Genomic DNA, 16,898 nt, shown 5'->3' on the forward strand with positions numbered 1-16,898 from the left:
AAGGAGAGAAGTGACAACGAAACTCAGATCGCTGGCAGCCGCGACGGCCGCCGTCGCATCGGTGATCGCCGGTGCCGCGGGCACCGCGTCTGCCGCGCCCAGTGCCGTGCTCGGCGGCAGCTCGGGCATCGCGTTCGAGAACAACTCCGTATGTTCGTTGACCGCGATCGGGCATGACAACGCGGGCCGGCTCGTCGGCATCACCGCGGGCCACTGCGCGCCCACCGGTGCCCGGTTGATCGCCGAGCACACGCCAGATGCCGGAGTCATCGGTAAGGTCGCGTTCTCCGATGACGGCAAGGGACTGGACTACGCGGTCCTGGAACTCAACCCGGAGCGGGTCACCCCGGTGCGCAGCATCGGCCCGACCACCATCGCGGGCCTCGGTGACGCGCCGGGTCCCGGTGCCACGGTGTGCTCGAGCGGCCGCTCCAGTGGCTCGGACTGCGGTGTCGTGTGGGGCGAGCTGGACGGCACCACCATCAACCAATACTGCTCCAAGCCGGGCGATTCCGGCGGCCCGGTGGTAGTCGGCGATCGGCTCGTCGGCATGAACCAGGGACGGCTCACCGGCATCGGTCCGGTCGGCTTCGACGTGCCGTGCACCACGGCCGCCAACCCGCTGCACTCACCCGCGTTCTTCCAGCCGATCGTGGTCATCCTCGCCGCCATCAACGCCCAAGGTGGCGTCGGGGCCGGCTTCCAGCCGATCTAGTTCAGGCCGTTCGGCATTCGCCGCGGCCGCCAGCTCACGCAGCGCGGCCGCGGTGAATTCGTCCAGGGGGTAGAACAATTCGATCGCCAGCTCGGAGAGGGTCACATCGGCCGGTGCGCCGAAGGTGGCCATCGTGCTGAACATCGACAGCTCGCCCATCGGCGTGCGGATCCGGATCGGCACCTCGAACGGGCTCGGCTGTGCCGCATCGACTTTCGGCTCATCCGGCGGGTCGAGTAGTCGCGGATAGCGACGCACCTCGTCGTACAGCGCCGACAGCTGCGGGTCGCCACTCGCGCCGACCTGCCTGGCCAGGCGCTCCAGGAACAACTCCCGGACCTGGCTCAGGTTGGCCAGCCGTGCGGCCAGCCCCTCCGGATGCAGCACCAGGCGATACACATTCGGGCGCGGCAACAGCAATTTGTCCGGAATCCCTTGCAGCAGAACGCCCATCGCCGCATTGCCGGTGACCACATTCCACAGTCGATCGACGACCACCGCCGGATACGGTTCGTGCGCGGTGAGCATCGTGGTCAGCGCGGCCCGCACCGAAGTCAGGCTCACGTCGTCGAGGTTGCTCTCCCGGTAGGCGGGCGCGTAGTCGGCGGCCAGCAGCAGGGTGTTGCGTTCACGCAGCGGCACCTCGAGGGCCTCGCTCAGGCGCAGCACCATCGCCCGGCTCGGTTTGGCGCGCCCGGTCTCCACATACGACAGATGCCGGGCCGAGGTGTCCGCCGCCAGCGCCAAGTCGAGCTGGCTGAGCCTGCGCCGCTGCCGCCACTCGCGCAGCAGCACGCCGACCCTCGGTCGAGTTTCCCATTGAGGTTGTGCCACCTGAGCAGGCTAATCACCGCGCACGTCGCGCAGCCATGACCTCAGAGGTCATTGAGACGATCACCTCACGTCGGCAAGGTGGGGTTTGGGAGCCGATCGGCTCCGTCGACTCGACCCACCGGAGCAGAACATGAGCACGGGCTACCTGACCACCCAGCCGAGCATCGATTACTTGCGCACCGCGTTGCGCGTGGACGGCTGGAGCACCGGCGCCTTCGGGGTCGTCATGCTGGCCGGCGCGGCGGTGCTGCGCGATCCGCTCGGCCTGCCCACCGCCTGGTCGATTCCGTTCGGTGTCGCCATGCTCGGCGGTGCGCTTGCGTTGCTGCTCATCGCGGGGTCGCTGGAGATACCGTTTCATCAGGCCTGCGCCGTCGTCGCGGTGAACGCGGTTTCCGCGGTCGGAATGGTGGCGCTCGCGCTATCCGGCCTGATCGACCTCACCGGTCTCGGTATCGCATTTCTGTTCGCCGGTGCGGCGGTGGTCGCGGTCTTCGCCGCGGTCGAGTTCGTCGGCGTGCGCCGGGCCGGCTACTGAAGGGATTGATTCAATGCTGACTCCGAACTCCGATCCGCGGACCGCCGACGAGGCGGAGCTCTTGCGCCTTCTGGGTGCCCAGGCCGCCGCCTGGGCCGCCGGTGACGGTGCCGCCTTCGCGGCCACCTTCACGCCCGACGCCGACTTCATCTCGGTGATCGGCGAATTCATCCGTGGCAGAGCGGAACTCGCTGCGGTGATGCAGGAAGGCTTCGACGGATTCATGCAGGGGACGCGACTCTCCGACCCGGAAACCATCACGATTCGGTTTCCGACGCCGGACGTTGCTGTCATGGTGACCAACGGGGTCTGTGTGCTGCGGCCCGGTATGGATGGTTGCCGGCCTGAAGATTTATCCGTGCAGACCAGAGTCGCGGTCAGGTGCGCGGGGGAGTGGTTGTTCACGACATTCCAAAACACGCGGATCATGCAGCTGGGCGGGCCGAGCGCGGATTGATTGGTGCGCGCACGAGCTAGTTCGAACATCATTGTTCGGGTCGCTGGGCTGGACAAAAGGGTTTGCGCCGCCGGTTGCGGGGCGAGTATCCATTCGAGGATGAACCTATCGACGATCGACATCCGGCTGTTGAGCGCCGATGAGTGGGAGGTGTTCCGGCGGGTTCGACTGCGGGCACTGGCCGACACGCCGCAGTTCTTCGGGTCGACACTGGCGGAGGCGCAGGAGCGCACCGAGGCGGACTGGCGAGCTGCCCTGTCGGATCGGGCGCAGTTCGTCGCCAGTGCTGACGGTGTCGAGCTCGGCACCGTCGGCGGTATGCCCGACCCCGAACGCGGTGGCATACATCTGATTTCGATGTGGGTGGCGCCCGAGGCGCGCGGCACCGGCGTGGCGGATCTGCTCGTGCGCGCCGTCCTGGACTGGGCCGCCGCGGGCGGGCACACCGAGGTCCGGCTGGAGTTCGCCGACGGGAACGTGGCGGCCGAACGGCTGTATCTACGTAACGGATTCGTACGAACCGGGGCCAGTGATTTCGTCCGGCCGGGTGAGCCGACGCTGGAATACGAGATGGTGCACAAGCTTTAGCGCGCTGAGTTTGCCTGCCCGACCCCCGGGTATTCGCTCCCCGATCGAGAGGTGACGGGCATGGCGAAGCAGGGCGTTGCGCGGCGCGCACACCGTCTGGTGGATTGGTCGAAAGGGCCGTCGGTGCTGAACTGGCGGTCGTGGTGGGGGGTCCTGCGCCGGACCGTGACGGAATTCCTGGACGACAATGTCACGGATTGGGCTGCGGCACTTACCTATTACAGCGTGCTGTCGATCTTCCCCGGGCTCATCGTGCTCACCGCGTTGCTCGGGGCGCTCAGTCCGTCCGCCACGCAATCGTTGATCGACACCATTCAAGAGCTCGGACCGAGCAGTGGCACCGCTCTGCTGGTCGACGCGATCAAACAACTGCAAGGGTCACGACAATTGGTGGGGCCGTTGGCCCTCATCGGGCTCGGGACCGCGCTGTGGACGGCGTCGGGGTACATCGCCGCCTTCATGCGGGCGTCCAACGCGATCTATGACGTCGAAGAGGGCAGGCCGTTCTGGAAGACGATTCCGGTGCGCGTCGGGCTGACCGCCGCGATGGTGGTGTTGCTCGCGCTGTGCCTGATCGGCGTGGTGGCCACGGGCGGCATCGCCGACCGCATCGGGCAATGGCTCGGTGTCGGATCGGCCGGTGTGCTGGTGTGGGACATCGCGAAATGGCCGGTGCTGGCGGTGCTGATCAGTCTGGCGTTCGCGTTGCTGTACTGGGCCTCCCCCAACGCGCAGCAACCCGGCTTCCGCTGGCTGAGCCCCGGCAGTGTGCTCGCCGTGCTGCTGTGGATCGCCGCCTCCGCCGGATTCGCCGTCTACGTAGCCAATTTCGGTTCCTACAACAAGGTTTACGGCTCGCTCGGCGGCGTCGCTGTCTTCCTGGTGTGGCTGTGGCTGTCCAACGTCGCGGTGTTGCTCGGCGCGGAATTCGATGCCGAACTGGCCCGCGGCCGCCGCATCGAACAGGGCCTGCCGCCCGACCAAGAGCCTTTCCTGCCGCCACGCGACACCCGCGCGATGTCCGAGGACGAGCGCGACGCCGCCGACACACGCGGGGCAACAGCCACGTCAGCCGACGACTCCGCCGCTGACAGGAGGAAATCATGACCCAGCCCGACCATCCGGACCACGAGACCGACAAGTTCCACGAGGTAGCCGACGCGGCCCGCGAAAAAGCAACCGAAGCCGAACGCCTCGCCGCCGAGAAAGCCGCCGAAGTCCGCCGGATCGCCGAACAGAAAGCCGCCGAATTAGCACGACGGACCCAAGAACAGGCGGCCCAAGCCGCCCGAGACACCGAAGCCGCCACCGCGGTAGCGGAGCGGGAAGCCGCGGAAAAGGCCGCTGCGGCAAAGGAAAAGGCCGCCGAAGCGATCCGCCAGGCCGCCCAGCGAACCGGCGAAGCAACCGAACGTGCCCGCGTCGCCACCGACAAGGTCAGCCCAACGGACCCCGAACCCGTTGCGGGACAGGGTCGCCGCCTAGCCGCCGCCGCCCGCCGCAGGCCCATCCCCGCTGTACTCGCAGCGTTGGCCGCATTCATCCTGTGGCGGGTCCTGCGCCGCCGCTGAAGGTAGACGTGGTCTCAGCGCGCCCGCTCGGTGGCCGGTCCGGCGCGCATGTGGGTGGGCGGTGCAATGGGCCAGTGGGTGCTCTGGTCGGCCGGGTGCTCTGGTTGGCCTGGGCGCTGGTCGGGCGAGAGCGCACTGATCCGTCACGCGACGCACGCCTGTAGGCGAGGATAGGGCGCGCACTCCGGTGGCCCAGGTGGCGCGCAGCTGGGCGAGGCGGGTGCGTAGGTCGGTCGGATCGGCGCCGTGTGCGTCAGCTGAGCGCGGCGTCCAGTTTGGCGAGGAAGCGGCCGAAGTGGGGGTCGGTGTCGGGGAGGGCGAAGGTGTCGATGTTCCACCAGCGTTCGGTGCTGAACTCGCGGCGGTCGAGGGGGTAGTGCTCGGATTGGGTGCCGCGGACGGGGTACCACAGGCTGACGTCGTCGTGGCTGTCCAGGCCGACGGTGGCGGTGAGCGTCAGGAACAGGGGATCGGTGCCGACGACCGTGAAGTCGGCACGGAGGCCGATCTCCTCGAACGCTTCGCGCCGCGCCGCCTCGAGCGGATGCTCACCTGGGTCGACATGCCCGCCGGTCGGTAGCCACAACCCGGCGAGGCGATGACGGCCGAGCAGCACCGCCCGTGCCGCCGGGTCGACCAGCACCACGTAGCTGACCAGATGTCGCGGTGGCGTCGCCGGTTTGACGCGGCGGAACACGTCATCGGTCGACGCCAACCACGCCAGCGTTTCATCGATGTGCTGCTGTTCGAGCGCATCGAACGGCTCGATCCCGGCCACGATCTCGGCGATGACAGCAGTAGCAGCGTCCATAACCGCGCACCGTAGCGCTGGACACCGACAGCATCGGGCCACCGTTCGTCCGACCGCGACCTACTCCATGGTGACCTCGGTGCACACCGTTTTTGGCAGCCGCACACCCAGTACACCGGGTGTGCGGCTGCCAAAAACGGTGTGCGGTTTGGGGTTCAGGCGGTGTTGAGATGGGTGGGTTGTAGGCGGAGGAGGGTGATGCCGTAGACCACGATCCAGACCACCCAGAGGAGCCAGCTGACGAGGCTGAGTAGGGCGAGGGGGCTGGGGTGGTCGATTACCAGGGGAGTGAGGGTGGCGGAGGTGAATAGACCTGCGGCTGCGGTCAATCCGAGGAGTGCGTGCCAGCGGGGGATGAGGCTCGTGCGCAGGCCGCCGAGGGACAGGCCGAGCAGGGCGGTGGCGAGGAAGGTGCCGTTGAGGACGAATAGGGCGTTGTGAAACGCCCACAGGCCCGCGGTGGCCGTGGGGGTGTGGTCGGTGGTGGCGCTGAGTGCCAGGCGGATGGCTACGACGCAGAGGAAGGTCGCGTTCTGTAGGAGTAGGCCAGCGAAGCCGACCAGCGACCAGGCCGAGCCGACGGCGCGCTCGCGCGGCCAGATCGTGGCTACGGCGGCGGCGCCGAACACGGTGGCACACACCCAGGCGGCTGGTGTCAGGGCCGAAGAGAGCTGGGCGAAGTCGGCTTTCGTGGTGAAGAAGGTGTTGACGTCGCTGATGTCGGCGCCGACTGGGGGCATGCCTGCCGGTTCCAGGATCAGGTTCGCGCCGACGATGATCAGTGCGAAGCCGAGGCCGGCGAAGCCGCCGATCCGGGAGAACGGCCAGGCGGCTACGTTCTCTGTCTTATCTGTCATATATTGAATATAAGCAGCGAAAAACGAAAGAGGAACCCCCGTGACCGAAGAACCGGCTCGACGCCACTACGACTCGCTGCGCCGCACCGCACAGGCGCAGCAGACCAGCGCCGAAATCGCCCGCGCCGCAAGAGCTTTGTTCGTCGCTAAGGGCTGGGCCGCCACCACCGTGCGTGACGTGGCGCGCGAAGCCGGCGTCTCGGTGCCGACCGTTTACGCGGCCTACGGCAACAAGAACGGTCTGACCTGGGCACTGGCCGACGCCGCCGATCTGTCCGCCGACATCTCCCGTTTGCTCGCCGACCTGGAGGCCGCCCCCGAACCACCCCGGCAACTCGCCGCGATGACCGCCTACGATCGCCGGCTGTTCGAGCGCGCGGGCGAGGTGATCGTGCTGCTGCGCGAGGCGGGGCGCACGGAACCCGAACTGGCCCAGGCCTACCGCGACGCCCGCGCCCGCGCGGAGGATGCGCACCGCCAGGTCCTGTCCGCTTGGCCGTCGGCGACCTTGCGCCTGGACCTCCCCACCGCCCTCGACGTCTACGCCGCGATCTGCAACATCGACGTCTACACCGAACTCACCATCGAACGCGGCTGGTCACCGGAGCGAGTCGAAAAGTGGTGGGCCGATGTGGTGACCCGCGAACTCCTCGGCGAATCTGAAGCACGCTGAACGCAAAGCGCTTCCGTCAACACAGCCCCGCCAGCTTGTACAACACCAGCGACCCCGCGACGGCGACGTTGAGGCTGTGCCCGGTGCCGACCATGGGAATCTCCACGGCGGCGTCGAGCAGTTCCAGTCCCTCCGCCGGGATGCCGGTCGATTCGTGCCCGAGCACGATGACGGTCCGGCGCCGGGCGACGGGAAGGTCGGCCAACCGGATGGATTCATCGGTGAGTTCGACCCCGACAATGGCGGATCCGCCGCTGCGCTGACGCGCCAGCCACCGGTCGACGCGACCGTTGATCCAGTGCACGCATTGGGGTTTCCGAAGGGTGTTCCCGTGGGCGAGGGCGTCGGGAATCCACGGCAGCCGCGGTACCGCCATGCACGCGCCGACGGCGTCACAGGTGCGCAGCATGGTGCCGAGGTTCACGCCGTGCTTGGGCCACAGCGGCGCGATGATCAGATGATTCCAGCAGCCGTGCGCGCGTTGCCTGCGTTCGCGGCGCAGGTCGGGGCGGGACTTGACCCGCGCGGCCGTCACCGGCGGACGGGAAGGGCCTTCCCGTGGGGCACAACAGTTTTCATAGAGGCGATGCTTCGCGGCGCACCGGGGCCATCGTCGACGACAAGAGACGTGAGCTACTTCTTACGATACGGCACCGTCGCACACCGCCGGATACCGAGCGATTGTCGGCGACTTGCCCGCCGCCGACCACCACCTACGGCCGCAGGATCGAGACCAGGAACTCCGTCTGGTCGTACACCGCCTTCTCGAAAACGTCATCGAAGTAGATGTCGAAGTGCCCCACCGGGTAACGCTTCACCACCGCGTGCTTGGTTCGCTCCGCCGCACGCAACGCGGACTTGATCGGCGTGATCGAGTCGTTGTCGCACAACGCGTAGAGCACCGGCATCTTCAACGACTTGGCCCGCTTGCCCGGCGAGTCGAACAGCGCCGAAAATGCCACGCGGGCAGCGACCTTCGGCTTGTAGTGCTCGCTCTCCTCGGCCAGCCTGCCGTTGCCCTCGGGCACGTCGGCCGCGCTCATCAAAGCCGCCGTCCGCTGCCGCCCCGCCAACCGGATGCCGACGTGCTTGCGCCGGATCGGCCCGATCAGCAGATCGGTGGCGGCGATGGCGGTCACCTTGGTCATGCTGATCGGCCCCTTCGCCAACGCGCACGCCAGCCCGCTGGTGAACGGCACCTGCGCGACCACCGCGGCCAGGTAGTCGTCGTCCGGCGCGACCGCGAGCACGTGCCCGCCGCTGAACGAGGTGCCCCACAACGCGATCCGGGTCGCGTCGACCCCGCGGATGGTGCGCGCGTAGGCGATCGCCGAACGCCAGTCTTCACGCTGGCGCCCGATCCGGATCACCTGGCGTGGCTCGCCTTGGCTGGCACCGAAATGCCGGTAGTCGAATACCAGGACCGCCATGCCCGCGGCGGCGAAGCGCCGCGCGTACCGGTCGAGTCCCATCTCTCTGTTCGCCCCCAGGCCGTGTCCCATGATGACGAGCGGGCGGGGCTTCGGCGCACCATCCGGACGGTAAAGCCAGGCGGCGCACTGCTCGCTTCCGGAGGGGAAGCCGACCTCGACACGTTCCATGGCACCCAACCGTACTGCGTCGGCGGGGCCCGCACCCTGGGGGTGTGCGCGGCGACCAGTACTCTGGTACGGCGGACGAGTTGGCCGGGCGACCGCGGCATCGGGAACGGGCACGGTTGTGCCGCCGCCCGGAGCCGAGGAAAGTCCGGACTCCACAGAGCAGGGCGGTTGCTAACGGCAACCCGGGGCGACCCGCGGGACAGTGCCACAGAAAACAGACCGCCCACGGCCTCCGGGCCGTGTGGTGAGGGTGAAACGGTGCGGTAAGAGCGCACCAGCGCCCCGGGTGACCGGGGCGGCTTGGTAAACCCCGCCCGGAGCAAGGTCAAAGGTCGCATCGTTCGCGGTGCGGCTGCGCAGGTGTTCGAGGGCTGCTCGCCCGAGCCTGCGGGTGGACCGCTCGAGGCACCCGGCGACGGTGTGTCCAGATGGATGGTCGCCCCCCGGTGCGAACCGGGGACAGGATCCGGCTTACAGGCCAACTCGTCCGCCCTGCCGGATCCCGCGACGCCGGTAGTCGCCGGGCGAACGCTACGTGAACGGCTGAGATCCATGCTGTAGCCGAAGGATTGGCGTGCGCCGGATGCGCGCGATACCAGTACATTGTCGGTCGAGGTTTTGTGCGGCATGTCCGAATCGGGGCCGCCGCAGGATCGACTGCAAGGAGATCGTCATCAACGTTCACACCATGCTGCGCCGTGCGGGAATCCTCGCTTACGCAACAGCTCTGGCCACGGTGGCCTGCGCGGGTGTCGCAGGCGCGGATCCAACGACCACCGCGCCCACGCCGCCACCACCGCCGCCCAGCAACATCGACATCACCGCCGCCACCGTCAACGGCAGCGATGTGGATATCGCGGTGACCTACACCTGTGAGCCGCAGAGCAAGGCGGTGACACTGCAGGTGTTCGTGCGCGGCACTGCGGAGGGCGCGGAACAGACGGTAGGTGCCAAGACCAAGGCGACGTGCGACGACCAACGCCAGACCGCCACCCTCACCGCCACGAAAATCCCCGAGTCCGAACCGTTCACCCCCGCCGCGGGCCAGCAAGTGCGGGTCATCGGCACCTTGGTTGCCGGCGACAACGAGCAGAGCCTCGAAGGTGGCACTGCCATCAAGCGACTGATCGTCAAGTAGGCAGTCCGGGACCGGCCCCGCGGTGCCATCATGGAGATAGCCGCGGGGCCGGAGCGCCCAGGCGCCCGCTCCTGCTGCACAAGGGCGTGATTCGGGGCCAGGCATGGAAACTCTGGTGGTTCTCGGCAGTCTGCTAGGGGCGGGTGGGCTCGGTGTGCTCACCGCCGCGAGCGCGCGCGTAGTCGCGCAATACGAACGGGGGCTGATCTTTCGATTCGGGCGGGTAATCGCGACGCGAGATCCCGGGCTGCGCTGGTTGATTCCGTTCATCGACCGGATGCGCAAGGTCTCGATGCAGATCGTCACCCTGCCGGTGCCCGCGCAGGAGGGCATCACGCGCGACAACGTGACGGTGCGGGTGGATGCCGTCGTGTACTTCCGGGTGTTCGACCCGGTGCTCGCGGTGGTGGAAGTGCAGAACTATCTGTTCGCCGTCGGACAGGTGGCGCAGACGTCGCTGCGCTCGATCATCGGCAAGAGCGATCTGGACAGCCTGTTGTCCAATCGGGAGGAGCTGAACAAGGGCCTGGAGATCATGATCGACAGCCCGGCGCTCGGCTGGGGCGTGCACATCGACCGGGTGGAGATCAAGGATGTGGCACTGCCGGATTCGCTGAAACGCTCGATGTCGCGCCAGGCCGAGGCCGAACGCGAACGCCGTGCCAGGGTGATCTCCGCCGAGGGCGAGTTGCAGGCGTCGAAGATGCTGGCGCAGGCGGGCGCGCAGATGTCGGAGTCGCCCGCGGCGTTGCAGCTGCGGTTGCTCGAAACCGTCGTTCAGGTTGCCGCGGAAAAGAATTCGACCCTGGTGCTGCCGTTCCCGGTGGAGTTGCTGCGCTTCCTGGAACGCAGCACGGCACCGGCCGCCGCGCCGGCTCGGTCGTCAACGGATCAGGCGGCAGTAGCCGGACCGGACGACAAGCCCGCCGCGCTGGCCGCGAGCGAGCAACCGAAGCAACTGGATCCGCCGGACGAATCGTCGACGGCGCACGCGAACAACCCACGCGAGTAACCCGACCGGCGTATACCGATACGGGTACAGCCGACGCCGTTTACGGCGGCGCCGTACGACCCGCACCGGTAGCACAACGTAAGGACCGGACCGATGTCCGTGCTCATTCCCGTCATCGCCATCATCAGCATGATCACGATCGGCTACGTGCTGAAATACCTGCCCGGCTATCTGCCGTGGCTGAAGCAGCGGTAGCTCAGCACATCATCCTGGCCATCTGGTAGATGGCCTTCGCCTCCTCGGTGGTCGCCTCGACCTTGCCGGAGGCGCGCTTGGTGATGCTCTTGACGACCTCGTCTTCGGGCTTGCTCGCCTTGATCTCCTTGCAGGTGTCGCTGAGGATGTTGGCGATCTTCGTGTCGTCCTTGCCGTCGGCCAGTTTCGGGAACGCGCCGCGGAAGCTGACGACGAACGCGCCTGCCTTGACGTTGTCGACGACCTGGGCATCGCCGCTGGACTGCGCGGCGGAAGTGGCAGCGGGGGTGGCACTGCTGGCTTTGTCGTCCCCACAGCCGGTGAGCAGTAGGGCACAGAGGGTGGCGCTGGCCGCGAGAGCGGCGGTAGTTCTGATCACGGAGCGGGATGCTAGCGGTCCGGAACCAAAGTCGCCTCCCGTCCGGTGAACGGGAGGCGACAGGTTGTGGCAGAAGACTTGTGGTCAGACCGGTGCGATGACGAAGACCTGGGCCCAATACGCTGCCTGGTCCGACCCGATGAGCGGGACCAGGTAGTCGAACAGAATCGATGACATAGCTGTGGAACTCCCAATTGTCGACGTACGGGACATTTCGGAATGTGCGGGCAAAGTGTGAGACCCGCTACGGCGGCCCACGTTAGCAGCCACGTCGCGGGGCTGCCCGGCAGGCGAACTCGCCGCGCGTACCCGCCGCTAACTAGCCGGACCGTGATCGACGTCATAAAGTAGTGCGCGTTGGCACGGCCCGTTGCGTGGCCGCAACGAGCCCTTCACACTTCGAATGCGGGAAAGCAGGTCTCAACTTTATGCGGATTGTTCGCTCACTGGTCGCCGGCGCGTTGATCGCCGGGGCTGCTTCGGTTTTCGCCATGATGGGTGCCGGGTCCGCCGGTGCCGTAGCGGTGACGCCGCTGCCGGGTGGGGTGCAGGTCGACCTCAGCCCGGCTGACACGGTCTGGGTGGCCCAGAACCGTTTCGGACAGACCCTGGCGGGTCTGCCCCATCCTTCGGCCCCTTCGTTCGGCCAGGCGCTGGACGCGGCGGCCGCAGTGTCGGCGTCGGTCCCGGGCGGACATGTCACCTTCACCGTGTACGGGCCGCTCGATTCGTTGAACGGCACCATGTTGGCGCTGCAGTAGGTCTGGCACCGACAGCGTGGAATTGCATCAGCGGATCGTCTCGGCGCCGGTAGATTTCGGCGCCATCCGTTCCGAATTCGGCCTGGCCTCGGCGTACCCCGCCGAGGCCAGCACGGAAGCCCGCGACGCGTCCGACGCGTTCGCGGGCGACCGGGCCGATCGCACCGACATCCCGTTCGTGACGATCGACCCACCAGGGGCCATGGATCTGGACCAGGCCCTGCATCTCGAGCGCACCGGCACCGGCTTTCTCCTGCATTACGCCATCGCCGACGTCGGCGCCGTGATCGATCCGCATGGCGCGCTGGCCAAAGAGTCCGGCGCGCGGGGGCAGACCTACTACCTACCCGACGGCACCGTCCCGCTGCACCCGCCGGTGCTGTCGGAAGGCACCGCGAGCCTGCTGCCGGAGCAGCGCAGGCCTGCCGCGCTGTGGACCATCGAACTCGACGAAAACGCTGAACCGCAACGATTCTCGGTAGCGCGGGCGCTGGTGCGTTCGCGCGCCAGGCTGGACTACGCCGGAGTTCAGGCCGACGCCGACGCCGGTCGGCTGCACCCCTCGATCGCGGCCCTGCCGGAGTTCGGCAAGCGGCGCATCGAGGCCGGACTGCGGCGCGGCGCGATCGGGTTGCGACTGCCCGCGCAGAGCATCGTCCGGGACGACCGGTCCGACGGGCATTGGCGGTTGATCGTCGAACCGCGGACCGCCGCCGACGACTGGAACGAGCAGGTTTCCTTGCTCACCGGGATGTGCGCGGCGCGCATCATGCTCGACGCGGGCGCGCCCGCGCTGCTGCGCACCATGCCGCCGCCCGCCGAGTCGGCGATAGCGTCGATGCATCGCACCGCGGCCGCGTTGGGTGTCGAGTGGCCCGAGGAATTCTCGGTCGGGCAGATGCTGGCCCGGCTGGATCCGAATACGCCGGCCGCGCTGGTGCTGATGTCCGAGGCGACCAGCCTGCTGCGCGGGGCCTCCTACACCGTGGTGACCGAGGACACCGTCGCCGCCACCCCGGAAAGCTTGGAGCACAGCGCGATCCGCGCACCGTACGCACACGTCACCGCGCCGCTGCGCAGGCTGACCGACCGCTTCAGCACCGAGATCTGCCTGGCCCGGTGCGCGGGCACCGAAGTGCCGCAATGGGTTCGGGACGGACTGGCGGACACCGCCGACAGCATGCGACGTAGCGACGCGATCGCGGGCAAGGTCGAACGCGCCTGCATCGATCTCACCGAGTCGACCCTGCTCGCCGAACGCGCAGGCACCGAATTCGACGCGGTGGTGGTACGCGAAGCCAACGGCAACCGAGCCGCGGAGATCTTCATCGCCGACCCACCCGTGCTCGGACCGTGCGCGGGCGAACCCCCGGAAGGCGCCACCGTCCGCGTCCGCCTGGTCTCAGCCGACCCTGTTGCCCGCAAGATCACCTTCGCCTACCCGGTTCAGGGCGCGGATGAGACGGCTACTCGCCCGACAGCACCGCCGCAGCGTCGGGGTAACGACTGAGTGCCTGGCGGGCCGCGGTGTCCTCGGCACCCGCCAGGATTCGGTAGAGCGCCGTATCTTCGCCTGCGGCACCGGCATCGGCGGAAATACCGTAGATCGCATGTTGCGATTCGACGGCGTCCCGGTGGTCACCGAGTACCGTCTGGAGCCGTTTGGCGCGGCTGCCGAGGTCGCTGGCGTCGGCGCCGATGACGGTTTTGGCGGCCTCGCACGAGTACCGTAAACGCTTGGCGCTCTTGCGGATATCGTGCAGCAGCTCGACCCGTTCGGCCGGGGTGACGGTGGTTTCCTGCTGGATCAGGCCCTGCACGCGTTCCCGATCACGTTCCAGGACAACGCCGAAGAAGTCCGCGGCGGGCACCTTGCCGCGCGCGGAACGCAGCGGTGGTTCGGTGCGCCACTGGGTGAGCTCGTCGCGCAGCTCGTGGTAGCGCTCGCTGTCCAGCGCCAGCAGTACGTCGGCGTGGGCCGCGGCGTATCTGTTGTTCTCCGCGGTGACCAGTCGCGCGGTCACCAACTCGACGTCGGCGGCCGAATGATCCGACTGCTGACCGTGTTTGGTCAGCAGTGTCTCGAACCGTTCGGCGCGCACCTCGGCATCGCGGGCGACCCCGAGGACACCGGCGAGCCACTTGAGCTCCTCGCCCATCGCCCTGGCAGGCGTCCGTTCGAACAATCCGCGATAGGACCGCAGCACGCTGCGCAATCGCCGGGTCGCCACCCGCATCTGGTGGACCGAATCCGGCGCGTCGGCGCGCACCTCGGGCTCCTCGGCCAGCAGCCGATCCACGTTGTCGCTGAGTGCCGCGACGATGGCCTCGCCTGCTGTGGCCGTCATGGTTATCCCGCCTTCGCGAATCTATCGGTGGCTTCGATCAAATGATGCGTGATGCCGGGCTCGTAGGACGCGTGCCCGGCGTCCTCGACGATGTGCAGCTGCGAGCCGGGCATCGCTTTGTGCAGGTCCCAGGCGCTCACCGTGGGGCAGACGATGTCGTGGCGGCCCTGCACGATGACCGTGGGGATGTGGGTGATGCGGTCGATATCGCGCAGCAGCTGCCCCTCGTCGAGGAACGCGTGATTGCGGAAGTAGTGGTTCTCGATCCGCGCGAAGGCCAGCGCGAACCGCGGTTCGGCGGTCTCGGCGACCCGATCGGGTTGCGGCAGCAGCGAACTCGTCGCGCCCTCCCAGGTGGACCAGGCGACGGCCGCGGCGAGCGCGACCTCCTCGTCGGCGGAGTGCAGCAGCCGGTGATAGACCTCGACCAGGTCTTGGTCGCGCTCGGACTCCGGCACCGGTGCGAGGAACTTCTCCCACTCGGCCGGGTACACGTAGCCCGCGGCGCCGTTGTAGTACCAGTCGATCTCCTTGCGGCGCAACAGGAAGATGCCGCGCAGCACCAGCTCGGTCACCCGGTCCGGGTGCGTCTCGGCGTAGGCGAGCGCGAGGGTCGAACCCCACGAGCCGCCGAACACCTGCCAGCGGTCGATGCCGAGATGGGTACGCAGCGCCTCGATATCGGCGATCAGGTGCTGAGTGGTGTTGGTTGCCAGGCTCGCTCCGTCGGCGACGTGCGGGGTGGAGCGTCCGCAGCCACGCTGATCGAGCAGCACGATCCGGTACGCGGCCGGATCGAAGAACTGCCGGTGCACCGGCGAGACGCCGCCGCCGGGGCCGCCGTGCAGCAGGACCACCGGCTTGCCGTCGGGGTTGCCGCTGACCTCCCAGTACATCGACTGACCGTCGCCCACGTCGAGCTTGCCGGAGTCGTGGCAGTCGATCTCGGGGTACAGCGTCCGCAACTGTGCGCCGCCCATCAGAATGCGAGGCCCGCGGCCAGATCGGGGACGCCGAGCGCCTCGATTGCCTGCTTGTGCACGTCGGGGCAGCTCTTGGTGGTGAGCCGGTCGATGACCGGCTTGTCGGCCAGCACCGCGCCGTTGATGCCGCCGTTGCGCAGTGCCCACTCGTGCACCATCGCGTTGAGGCCGATCTTGCCGAGCGTCGGACCCTGCACCCGCCAGTTCGACAGCTCCGGCCTGATCATGTCGCAGAGCTGCGCGGCCGCGGCGTCGGAGATCTCCGGGGTGCCGGGCTTGTTCGTACCGGGTGTGCCGCTCGGCGTGGTTGTCGCCGATGCCGTCGTCGAGCCCGAGCTCCCGGTCGGCGCCGGGTTCGACTCGGTCCCGCATGCGGTCAGTGCTGCGGCGGCGAAAACTCCCGCCAGCAGCAGGGTGCTGCGTGAAATCCAACGGCTGTGCGGCATCGGTTCCTCTGCTTCTCATCGCGAATGTCCGCATCGAGTCTGCCATTGTTTCGCCGCTACGGCCCGGCCGTGTTGTCGCGGCCGCACGCGGGAGGCAGCGGCACGGCCGCCTGCTGCGGCTACCGGAAGTTCGTGCGCAGCTCGTCGAGCAGTGCTTCGACGATACGGGCGAAGCGGGGCGTGGAGGTGTCGATCGTGCGCCAGGGATTGAGGGCGATCAACGGCGCGAGCTGCTCGGCCAGGGTGCTCTCCGCCTCGGTGATCGGCTCGAACCGGCGCCAGTGCGCGAAGTACTCGGCGCGGTGCCGGCTGCGCAGAATGCGATGGGCGAGGAACGGGTGGGTGATCACCGCGTCGCCCCAGTCGAAGAACCGGCCGGAGCCGGGCGTGACGCCGGCGAAGACGTTGCCGGGGTGGACGTCGTTGTGCTCGAGGCTGAGCCTGCCGTAGCCGGCCAGTTCGGCGGCGGCCTCCTCGATGCGGTGCCCGAGGCCCGGGATGCGTGGCTCGAAGTGCCGGTAGATGGTGCCGAGGCGGCTGGGTGGCAGGTAAGGAGTGCCGGTGGCGAGCAGGTCGGCGACGTGCGGGGCGAGCGAATGCTGGAGCTCGACGTAGGAGCCGATCAGTCCGGACCATTCCGCATCGGTGTCGGGGGCGGTGTCGCCGCCGTGCGGGCTGAGCAACCAACCGTGATCAGGTTGCACCGCAAGGGGTTCCAGCACGCTGCCGGGACGCAGACGGGCGAGGAGTTGGAGCAGTGGGCCCTCGTGGGCGAAGGCGCGCGCATTGGCTTTCGCCCACATCGGGCCCGCCGCGGTGGGGATGCGGACGATCAACGACCAGGCGCGCCGCCGCATCTCCGTCGGGGCGCCGGTGATCTCGACTTCCCGGGCTTTCAGGACGCCGACGGCCCAATCGATCAGCGCGTCGGCCGGTTGACCGAGCAGCGCGGCTGGCGCGTGCACTGCTCGGCCGGTCATCGTCACTCCAT

Annotated in this window: 21 protein-coding genes and 1 other RNA gene; 12 read left to right on the plus strand and 10 right to left on the minus strand. The window is 68.1% G+C overall.

Annotation, left to right across the window (positions count from 1 at the left end; genetic code table 11):
- Nucleotides 1–10: 10 nt before the first annotated feature.
- Complete coding sequence (locus tag NN4_RS28390; protein WP_147137884.1) at nt 11–715, plus strand: S1 family peptidase; 705 nt, start codon at nt 11–13, stop codon at nt 713–715.
- Here NN4_RS28390 and NN4_RS28395 read toward each other — a convergent pair.
- On the minus strand, nt 629–1,549 hold the full coding sequence (locus NN4_RS28395; protein WP_147137887.1) for a helix-turn-helix domain-containing protein: 921 nt from the start codon (nt 1,547–1,549) through the stop codon (nt 629–631). The two genes, NN4_RS28390 and NN4_RS28395, sit on opposite strands and share 87 nt — an antisense overlap.
- Nucleotides 1,550–1,679: 130 nt before the next feature.
- On the opposite strand from NN4_RS28395, the gene NN4_RS28400 reads away from it, so the two are divergent.
- From NN4_RS28400 to NN4_RS28420, 5 genes are all read left to right on the plus strand, one after another.
- A complete protein-coding gene (locus NN4_RS28400; protein ID WP_147137890.1) occupies nt 1,680–2,087 on the plus strand; it encodes a hypothetical protein in 408 nt (135 codons plus the stop codon).
- Between the two features lie 13 nt (nt 2,088–2,100).
- On the plus strand, nt 2,101–2,544 hold the full coding sequence (locus tag NN4_RS28405) for an SgcJ/EcaC family oxidoreductase (RefSeq protein ID WP_147137893.1): 444 nt from the start codon (nt 2,101–2,103) through the stop codon (nt 2,542–2,544).
- A gap of 99 nt (nt 2,545–2,643) precedes the next feature.
- Entirely contained in the window at nt 2,644–3,132 is a 489-nt protein-coding gene (locus NN4_RS28410) for a GNAT family N-acetyltransferase (RefSeq protein WP_147137896.1), read from the plus strand.
- A gap of 60 nt (nt 3,133–3,192) precedes the next feature.
- Nucleotides 3,193–4,239, plus strand: a complete 1,047-nt coding sequence (locus tag NN4_RS28415) for a YihY/virulence factor BrkB family protein (RefSeq protein WP_147137899.1) — start codon at nt 3,193–3,195, stop codon at nt 4,237–4,239.
- Nucleotides 4,236–4,703, plus strand: a complete 468-nt coding sequence (locus NN4_RS28420) for a hypothetical protein (protein ID WP_147137902.1) — start codon at nt 4,236–4,238, stop codon at nt 4,701–4,703. The genes NN4_RS28415 and NN4_RS28420 overlap by 4 nt, the downstream gene beginning before the upstream one ends.
- Before the next feature lie 253 nt (nt 4,704–4,956).
- Here the strand turns inward: NN4_RS28420 and NN4_RS28425 are convergent, their stop codons facing one another.
- The gene (locus NN4_RS28425) at nt 4,957–5,514 is read right to left on the minus strand and encodes an NUDIX hydrolase (RefSeq protein ID WP_147137905.1); all 558 of its coding nucleotides are present in this window, start codon (nt 5,512–5,514) and stop codon (nt 4,957–4,959) included.
- A gap of 155 nt (nt 5,515–5,669) precedes the next feature.
- Nucleotides 5,670–6,371, minus strand: coding sequence for a hypothetical protein (locus NN4_RS28430; protein ID WP_147137908.1), 702 nt, complete (start codon nt 6,369–6,371; stop codon nt 5,670–5,672).
- 40 nt (nt 6,372–6,411) lie between these two features.
- On the opposite strand from NN4_RS28430, the gene NN4_RS28435 reads away from it, so the two are divergent.
- A complete protein-coding gene (locus tag NN4_RS28435; RefSeq protein ID WP_147137911.1) occupies nt 6,412–7,044 on the plus strand; it encodes a TetR/AcrR family transcriptional regulator in 633 nt (210 codons plus the stop codon).
- A gap of 16 nt (nt 7,045–7,060) precedes the next feature.
- Here the strand turns inward: NN4_RS28435 and NN4_RS28440 are convergent, their stop codons facing one another.
- Together NN4_RS28440 and NN4_RS28445 are read right to left on the minus strand one after the other, a co-directional pair.
- On the minus strand, nt 7,061–7,579 hold the full coding sequence (locus tag NN4_RS28440) for a TrmH family RNA methyltransferase (RefSeq protein ID WP_147137914.1): 519 nt from the start codon (nt 7,577–7,579) through the stop codon (nt 7,061–7,063).
- A gap of 178 nt (nt 7,580–7,757) precedes the next feature.
- On the minus strand, nt 7,758–8,645 hold the full coding sequence (locus NN4_RS28445; protein ID WP_147137917.1) for an alpha/beta hydrolase: 888 nt from the start codon (nt 8,643–8,645) through the stop codon (nt 7,758–7,760).
- Between the two features lie 76 nt (nt 8,646–8,721).
- On the opposite strand from NN4_RS28445, the gene rnpB reads away from it, so the two are divergent.
- From rnpB to NN4_RS28460, 3 genes are all read left to right on the plus strand, one after another.
- Nucleotides 8,722–9,135: RNase P RNA component class A (gene rnpB / locus NN4_RS28450), an RNA gene on the plus strand.
- 198 nt (nt 9,136–9,333) lie between these two features.
- Nucleotides 9,334–9,783 carry a hypothetical protein gene (locus NN4_RS28455; protein ID WP_147137922.1) on the plus strand — a complete coding sequence of 150 codons (450 nt, stop codon included), beginning with the start codon at nt 9,334–9,336 and terminating at the stop codon, nt 9,781–9,783.
- A 103-nt stretch (nt 9,784–9,886) separates the two neighbouring features.
- Nucleotides 9,887–10,795, plus strand: a complete 909-nt coding sequence (locus NN4_RS28460; protein WP_147137926.1) for a slipin family protein — start codon at nt 9,887–9,889, stop codon at nt 10,793–10,795.
- A 196-nt stretch (nt 10,796–10,991) separates the two neighbouring features.
- Here the strand turns inward: NN4_RS28460 and NN4_RS28465 are convergent, their stop codons facing one another.
- A complete protein-coding gene (locus NN4_RS28465) occupies nt 10,992–11,369 on the minus strand; it encodes a hypothetical protein (protein WP_135235786.1) in 378 nt (125 codons plus the stop codon).
- A 428-nt stretch (nt 11,370–11,797) separates the two neighbouring features.
- Here NN4_RS28465 and NN4_RS28470 point away from each other — a divergent pair, with 428 nt between their 5' ends.
- Nucleotides 11,798–12,130, plus strand: coding sequence for a hypothetical protein (locus NN4_RS28470; RefSeq protein WP_107655050.1), 333 nt, complete (start codon nt 11,798–11,800; stop codon nt 12,128–12,130).
- A gap of 16 nt (nt 12,131–12,146) precedes the next feature.
- Nucleotides 12,147–13,640: an RNB domain-containing ribonuclease gene (locus tag NN4_RS28475; RefSeq protein WP_147137928.1), complete on the plus strand. Its 1,494-nt coding sequence runs from the start codon at nt 12,147–12,149 to the stop codon at nt 13,638–13,640.
- Here NN4_RS28475 and NN4_RS28480 read toward each other — a convergent pair.
- The 4 genes from NN4_RS28480 to NN4_RS28495 form a co-directional block, all read right to left on the minus strand.
- A complete protein-coding gene (locus NN4_RS28480) occupies nt 13,597–14,478 on the minus strand; it encodes a CHAD domain-containing protein (protein ID WP_147137932.1) in 882 nt (293 codons plus the stop codon). The two genes, NN4_RS28475 and NN4_RS28480, sit on opposite strands and share 44 nt — an antisense overlap.
- A gap of 2 nt (nt 14,479–14,480) precedes the next feature.
- Nucleotides 14,481–15,458: a prolyl aminopeptidase gene (pip, locus tag NN4_RS28485; protein ID WP_147137935.1), complete on the minus strand. Its 978-nt coding sequence runs from the start codon at nt 15,456–15,458 to the stop codon at nt 14,481–14,483.
- Nucleotides 15,458–15,907: a hypothetical protein gene (locus NN4_RS28490; RefSeq protein WP_147137938.1), complete on the minus strand. Its 450-nt coding sequence runs from the start codon at nt 15,905–15,907 to the stop codon at nt 15,458–15,460. Before NN4_RS28490 ends, pip begins: the two co-directional genes overlap by 1 nt.
- A gap of 119 nt (nt 15,908–16,026) precedes the next feature.
- Nucleotides 16,027–16,887 carry a phosphotransferase gene (locus NN4_RS28495; RefSeq protein ID WP_147137941.1) on the minus strand — a complete coding sequence of 287 codons (861 nt, stop codon included), beginning with the start codon at nt 16,885–16,887 and terminating at the stop codon, nt 16,027–16,029.
- Nucleotides 16,888–16,898: the final 11 nt, after the last annotated feature.

Source organism: Nocardia ninae NBRC 108245 (assembly GCF_007990755.1).
Taxonomy (GTDB): Bacteria; Actinomycetota; Actinomycetes; order Mycobacteriales; family Mycobacteriaceae; genus Nocardia; species Nocardia ninae.

What these genes read in the sequence shown, in the direction of transcription:
- NN4_RS28445 (WP_147137917.1), bottom strand. Translation starts at nt 8,645, where the DNA reads ATGGAACGTGTCGAGGTCGGCTTCCCCTCCGGAAGCGAGCAGTGCGCC.
- NN4_RS28420 (WP_147137902.1), top strand. Translation starts at nt 4,236, where the DNA reads ATGACCCAGCCCGACCATCCGGACCACGAGACCGACAAGTTCCACGAG.
- NN4_RS28410 (WP_147137896.1), top strand. Translation starts at nt 2,644, where the DNA reads ATGAACCTATCGACGATCGACATCCGGCTGTTGAGCGCCGATGAGTGG.
- NN4_RS28460 (WP_147137926.1), top strand. Translation starts at nt 9,887, where the DNA reads ATGGAAACTCTGGTGGTTCTCGGCAGTCTGCTAGGGGCGGGTGGGCTC.
- NN4_RS28400 (WP_147137890.1), top strand. Translation starts at nt 1,680, where the DNA reads ATGAGCACGGGCTACCTGACCACCCAGCCGAGCATCGATTACTTGCGC.
- NN4_RS28495 (WP_147137941.1), bottom strand. Translation starts at nt 16,887, where the DNA reads ATGACCGGCCGAGCAGTGCACGCGCCAGCCGCGCTGCTCGGTCAACCG.
- pip (WP_147137935.1), bottom strand. Translation starts at nt 15,458, where the DNA reads ATGGGCGGCGCACAGTTGCGGACGCTGTACCCCGAGATCGACTGCCAC.
- NN4_RS28405 (WP_147137893.1), top strand. Translation starts at nt 2,101, where the DNA reads ATGCTGACTCCGAACTCCGATCCGCGGACCGCCGACGAGGCGGAGCTC.
- NN4_RS28470 (WP_107655050.1), top strand. Translation starts at nt 11,798, where the DNA reads ATGCGGATTGTTCGCTCACTGGTCGCCGGCGCGTTGATCGCCGGGGCT.
- NN4_RS28415 (WP_147137899.1), top strand. Translation starts at nt 3,193, where the DNA reads ATGGCGAAGCAGGGCGTTGCGCGGCGCGCACACCGTCTGGTGGATTGG.
- NN4_RS28430 (WP_147137908.1), bottom strand. Translation starts at nt 6,371, where the DNA reads ATGACAGATAAGACAGAGAACGTAGCCGCCTGGCCGTTCTCCCGGATC.
- NN4_RS28425 (WP_147137905.1), bottom strand. Translation starts at nt 5,514, where the DNA reads ATGGACGCTGCTACTGCTGTCATCGCCGAGATCGTGGCCGGGATCGAG.
- NN4_RS28490 (WP_147137938.1), bottom strand. Translation starts at nt 15,907, where the DNA reads ATGCCGCACAGCCGTTGGATTTCACGCAGCACCCTGCTGCTGGCGGGA.
- NN4_RS28480 (WP_147137932.1), bottom strand. Translation starts at nt 14,478, where the DNA reads ATGACGGCCACAGCAGGCGAGGCCATCGTCGCGGCACTCAGCGACAAC.
- NN4_RS28455 (WP_147137922.1), top strand. Translation starts at nt 9,334, where the DNA reads ATGCTGCGCCGTGCGGGAATCCTCGCTTACGCAACAGCTCTGGCCACG.